Source organism: Mycolicibacterium vaccae NBRC 14118 = CIP 105934 (genome assembly GCF_001552715.1).
GTDB classification, from domain to species: Bacteria; Actinomycetota; Actinomycetes; order Mycobacteriales; family Mycobacteriaceae; genus Mycobacterium; species Mycobacterium vaccae.
Window position 1 is genome coordinate 1 of sequence record NZ_BCRS01000254.1, and the last position, 5141, is coordinate 5141.

Annotated in this window: 5 protein-coding genes; 4 read left to right on the forward strand and 1 reads right to left on the reverse strand. The window is 71.0% G+C overall.

Features of this window, described 5'->3' with window-relative positions; all coding sequences use genetic code 11:
* On the forward strand, window positions 1–324 hold a 324-nt coding region (locus tag MVA01S_RS28455), incomplete at its 5' end, for a hypothetical protein (protein WP_159426369.1).
* Window positions 325–1791: an AMP-binding protein gene (locus MVA01S_RS28460; protein WP_003933937.1), complete on the forward strand. Its 1467-nt coding sequence runs from the start codon at window positions 325–327 to the stop codon at window positions 1789–1791.
* A gap of 85 nt (window positions 1792–1876) precedes the next feature.
* Here MVA01S_RS28460 and MVA01S_RS28465 read toward each other — a convergent pair whose 3' ends face one another.
* Entirely contained in the window at window positions 1877–2986 is a 1110-nt protein-coding gene (locus MVA01S_RS28465) for an acyltransferase family protein (RefSeq protein ID WP_237024456.1), read from the reverse strand.
* Window positions 2987–3277: 291 nt separating this feature from the next.
* Here MVA01S_RS28465 and pgfA point away from each other — a divergent pair, with 291 nt between their 5' ends.
* Window positions 3278–4480 carry a cell envelope lipid trafficking protein PgfA gene (gene pgfA / locus MVA01S_RS28470; RefSeq protein ID WP_040543264.1) on the forward strand — a complete coding sequence of 401 codons (1203 nt, stop codon included), beginning with the start codon at window positions 3278–3280 and terminating at the stop codon, window positions 4478–4480.
* A 32-nt stretch (window positions 4481–4512) separates the two neighbouring features.
* Window positions 4513–5141: MmpA family trehalose lipid delivery protein (locus MVA01S_RS28475; protein WP_494337737.1), on the forward strand; the 629-nt coding region annotated here is incomplete at its 3' end.

Sequence of the window (5141 nt, forward strand, 5' to 3'; positions counted from 1 at the left end):
TCCGCACCCGTCGTCGGCGTCGCGGTCGCCGCGGTTGCCGCCGTCGTGTCGGGGCCGGCCGGGGTGCTGGTGACCGCCGCCGCGATCGGCGTCCGGTATCTGCTGCGCCGCCGGGAGCGGCTGAGCGACGCGCTGACGGTCGGCACCGCGGCCTTCGGGCTGATCCTGGCCGGTGCGGTGCTCAGCCAGAACCCGTGGCGCTCGGTGGACGGCTACGTGGGCCATTCGGCCGGGGTGCAGTTCCTCGCGCTGCTCTCGGTGATCGCGGTCGGAGTTTCGCTGGTCTCGTTCCCCGGATCGGGGCGGACCCGCGAGGATGGCTGAATGACAGCGCCCGTCGTCCTCCCGATCGGCACGCAGGTCTCGGCGCTGGCTGCCCACGCCCCCGACGCGGCGGCGGTGACCTGCGACGGGGTCACGATCACCCGCGGCGAACTGGACACCACCGCCAACCGGCTGGCCCGCGCGTTCGCGGCACACGGGGTGGGGGTCGGCGACTACGTGACGATCGCGCTGCCCAACTCCCTGGACTGGGTGTACTCGGCGGTGGCGTGCTGGAAGCTCGGCGCAGTGCCTCAGCCGCTGTCGGCGCGGCTGCCCGACGCCGAGCTGGCCGCGCTGCTGCAGTTGCGCCGGCCGGCACTGCTGGTCGGCCGGCCCGACCCGACCGGCGTCACCCCCACGGCCACCGTGGCCGCCGCGGCCGACTTCCCGGATCATCCACTGCCCGAAGCGGTTTCGCCGATATGGAAGTCGATGGCGTCCGGCGGCAGCACCGGCCGACCCAAGCTGATCGAGGCGGGCAACGACAGCCGCGTGCCGCCCGCGATCGGCTATCCGCTGGGCGCCCAGGAAGGCGACGTCAGCCTGGTCTCGGTGCCGTTGAGCCACAACACCGGGTTCACCAGCTTCGCGATCGGGCTGCTGCAGGGCCACCACCTGGTGGTCATGCCGCGGTTCGACCCGCACGAGTTCCTGCGGCTGGTCACCGAGCACCGGGTCACGTTCCTGACGACGGTGCCGACGATCATGCAGCGCCTACTGCCGGTGTACCGCGGCGATCCCGAGGCCTACGACCTGTCGTCCATCCGGCGGTTCTGGCACGTCGGGGCGCCGTGCCCGCCTGCGGTCAAACAGGCCTGGATCGAGCTGCTCGGCCCCGACGTCCTGTGGGAACTGTACGGCGGCACCGAGTTACAGGCGCTGACGTTCATCTCCGGTGAGCAGTGGCTGGCCCATCCCGGTTCGGTCGGCGTCGTCGTCGCCGGGGAGATGAAGGTCCTCGACGACGACGGCAACGAATGCCCGCCCGGGGTGACCGGCGAGATCTACATGCGCCCGGCGCCCGGCGGCCGGCCGACATACCGCTACGTCGGCAGCACCGCGAAGTCCCGCGACGGCTGGGAATCGCTGGGCGATCTGGGCTACTTCGACGCGGACGGATTCCTGTACCTCAACGACCGCCGGGTCGACATGTTCACCGTCGGCGGCCGCAACGTGTACCCGGCCGAGATCGAGTCCGCGCTCGCCGAGCATCCGCACGTGCTGTCCAGCCTGGCCGTCGGCGTGCCCGACGACGATCTCGGGCAGGTGCCGCACGCACTCGTGCAGACGGCGCCGGACTCCGACCTGGACGCCGCGGCGGTGACGTCCTTTCTGGCCGGGCGGATCGCGTCGTACAAGGTGCCGCGGTCAGTGGAGTTCACCGACCGGCCGCTGCGCGACGACGCGGGCAAGGCACGCCGGTCCGCGGTGCGCGACGAAGTGATCGCCCGGCGCGCACGGCCCTGACCTCCCCTCGCCGAAACCGCATTCCACGCGGCGGAATCGGCCCGCGGACCGCGTGGAATGCGGTTTCGGCGCTATCGGGCTCGCGCTATCTGGCGACGGCGGGCTCGACCTCGTCGCTGACCGACGAGTCCAGCGGCGTCGGGCGGTGGCGTCGCTCCCAGCGGCGCAGCGCATTGCGGCACGGCGACTCCACCAGCCCGTAGCTGACCGCGGCGATCGCGAAACCGAACACCAGCGTCAGCACCAGCACCACGGTGAAGTGGCCGCTGAACGGGAACGCACCGATCACCGGGAACACCATCGCCAGCGCGGCCAGATGCCAGACGAACAGGCCGTAGGACCAGCGGCCCAACGTCACCATCGCCGGGCTGCCCAGGATGCGGTGCGGGGTGTCGATCCGGTCGAGCACCAGCGGCGCCAGCAGGGCGCCCGCGACCACCGCACCCATCGCGGTCTTCAGCGTCACCTGGCTCACCGACCCCGGGTGCAGGCCTTCGCGGCCGGCCAGCGGAGACGCCGCGATCGCGAACGCCGTCACGGCCAGCAGCGCCATCAGCACCCGCTGCCGGGCCAGCCGGTGCGCCCAGCCGACCGGGCTGACCGTCAGCTCCGCCAGCACCATGCCGGCGGCGAACCAGGAGAAGAACGCCGGCGGCCAGTTCCACAGGTTGTGACCGGAGTCCGGGTCGAACGGGATGCGCACCCAGAACAGGCTGGCGAAGGCGACCGCGATGATCACCGGGATGCGTGCGCGCACCGGGATCCGGCGCGCCAGCAGGGCCAGCAGCGGCAGCACCAGGTAGAAGCTCATCTCCACCGACAGGCTCCACATCTGCGTGAGGCCCGCGGTCAGCGTCAGCGGCACATAGATCTGGGTCAGCGTCAGGTTGGCCAGCCACACCGTGAAGTCGGCGTTGACGTCGGGCAGCAGCGTCATGATCACCACCACCGCGACCAGATAGCCCGGCATGATGCGCACGATCCGCGACCTCAGGTAATGCCCGGTCGACGGGCGCGCCCGCAACCCGCGCGCCGCGGCAGCGTGGCCGCGCCACAGCAGGAACCCCGACAGCGCGAAGAACACCGCGACGGCCAGGTCGAAGCGGCCCAGCACCCGTCCGGTCACTCCGCCGGTCTGGCCGGTCTGGAATGCGACGTGCGTCACGACGACCCCGATCGCCGCGCACGCGCGCATCCCCTCGACGGCGGGCAGGAACCCGCGCGTCCCGCCCACGGCACTCGAATCGCCGGTGGCTCTGGCGTCGCTCACGTCGAACAGTCTGCCCGCACCGGCGGGCCGGGCGTGAATCCTCCGTAGCGGGACGGGCGTGAATCAGGGCCGCGAATGGGTAGTCAGGCGCTACCGATGAACGCTCGGCTAAGCGACGACCTCGACCTGTGCTGTTAGGGTCGAACAGGATTTTTGGGCGTCTGGCTGGGCGCCGCCACCGCCACGCCCGTGGCGGCGCGCGAAGGGAGACACGGATTGAACCGCGCAGTTGCGCTGAGGATCGCTGCGTGCGGAATCATGGGCCTCGGGGCTGCCCTGCTCATCGCTGCGCTGCTCTTGTCCACGTACACCCAGGGCAAGATCTCCAAGATTCCGCTCGACATCGACACCACTCTGGTCAGCGACGGCACCGCCACCGCGTTCGATCCGGCGTCGCTGCTCGGTGAGCGGTTCGTCATCAACGAGGACATCCCGGTGGTGATGCAGCAGCAGATCAGCGTGGAGTCGCCCTCCAACGCCGACGTCGTCACCTTGCAGGTCGGCACCACGGTGCGCCGGTCCGATCAGCAGCAGGACAACGGGTTGCTGCTGGCGATGGTCGACACCGTCACGGTCAACCGCTCCACCGCGCTGGCGGTGTCGAGCGACACCAATCCCGGTGGCTCGGTGCAGAAGCCGCGCGCCATCGAGGAGGAGAACCCGCCCACCAACATCGCGCTGCCGCACGAGGGGCTGGCCTACCGGTTCCCGTTCGACACCGAGAAGAAGACCTACCCGGTGTTCGACCCGATCGCGCAGAAGGCCTACGACGCCAACTACGCCGGCGAGGAAGACGTCAACGGGCTGACCGCGTACAAGTTCACCCAGAACGTCGGTTTCGACGCCGACGGCGAACTGGTCGAGCCGGTCAAGTACGCGTCGCTCTACGACGACGACGCCGACAGCCAGGTGACCGCCCGTGCGGCGCTGTGGGGCTTCGAGGGCGATCCCGAAGAGATGATCACGATGACCCGGTACTACGCCGCGCAGCGCACGTTCTGGGTCGACCCGGTCTCGGGCACGATCGTCAAGGAGTCCGACCGCGGGTTCCACTACTACGCCCGGGAAGCGACCAAGCCCGAGGTGACGTTCGTCGACTACACGGTGACCTCCAACGAGGAGACCGTCGAGGCCCAGGTGGCCGTCGCCCAGGACGAGCGCGACCGGGTGTCGCTGTGGGGCCGCATCCTGCCGATCACATTCACCGCCCTCGGGCTGGTCGCGCTGGTGGGTGGGGCGCTGCTCGGATCGTTCAGCCTGCGCACCGAGTCGCTGATCGATCCCGGCCTCGACGACACCGGCAACCGGTTCTTCGGCAAGCGCGGCGACGACGGTGAACCCGTGCCCGGCGCCGAGGCCATGACCGAGAAACTGCCGGCGCAGCGACCGACCGATCTGCCCCCGGACCGACCGGTCTGATCCCGCCGTTCTCCGCGCCGTCCTGGCGCTCCCTGGTCGCGCCGGGCTACGCGCTGGCGTTGACGCTGGCGGTGACCGCGCCGCTGCTGGCGCCCGGGTACCTGCTGCTGCGGGATGCGGTGTCCACGCCGCGGTCCTACCTCACCGACGCCGCGCTGGGGCTGACCCAGGCCGCGCCGAGAGCGCTGCCGCAGGATTTCGCGGTGGCGCTGGCCTCGGCCGTGATCGACGGCGGCATCGTGGTCAAGGGGCTGACGATTCTGGGCCTGTGGCTGGCCGGCTGGGGTGCGGCGCGGCTGGCCTCGGTGGTGCTGCCCGACGCCGGGGTGGCCGGGCAGTGCGTGGCGGTCACGGTCGCGATCTGGAATCCCTATGTCGCCGAGCGCCTGCTGCAGGGGCATTGGAGTCTGCTGGTGGGCTACGGCTGCCTGCCGTGGATCGCGGCGACGGTTCTCACGCTGCGCGGCGCGCCGAGATTGCATGCCCGTCGGGAAAACGCGGGTGCTGACCGCACGGAATGCGGTTTCGGCGGGATCGGGGCGCTGCTGTTCTGGATGGCGCTGGCCGGGCTGACGCCCACCGGGCTGATGCTGGCCGCGACGACCGCGCTGGCGTGCGCGCTGGCGCCGGGCGCCGGCCGGCCGCGGTGGTGGTGTGCGGG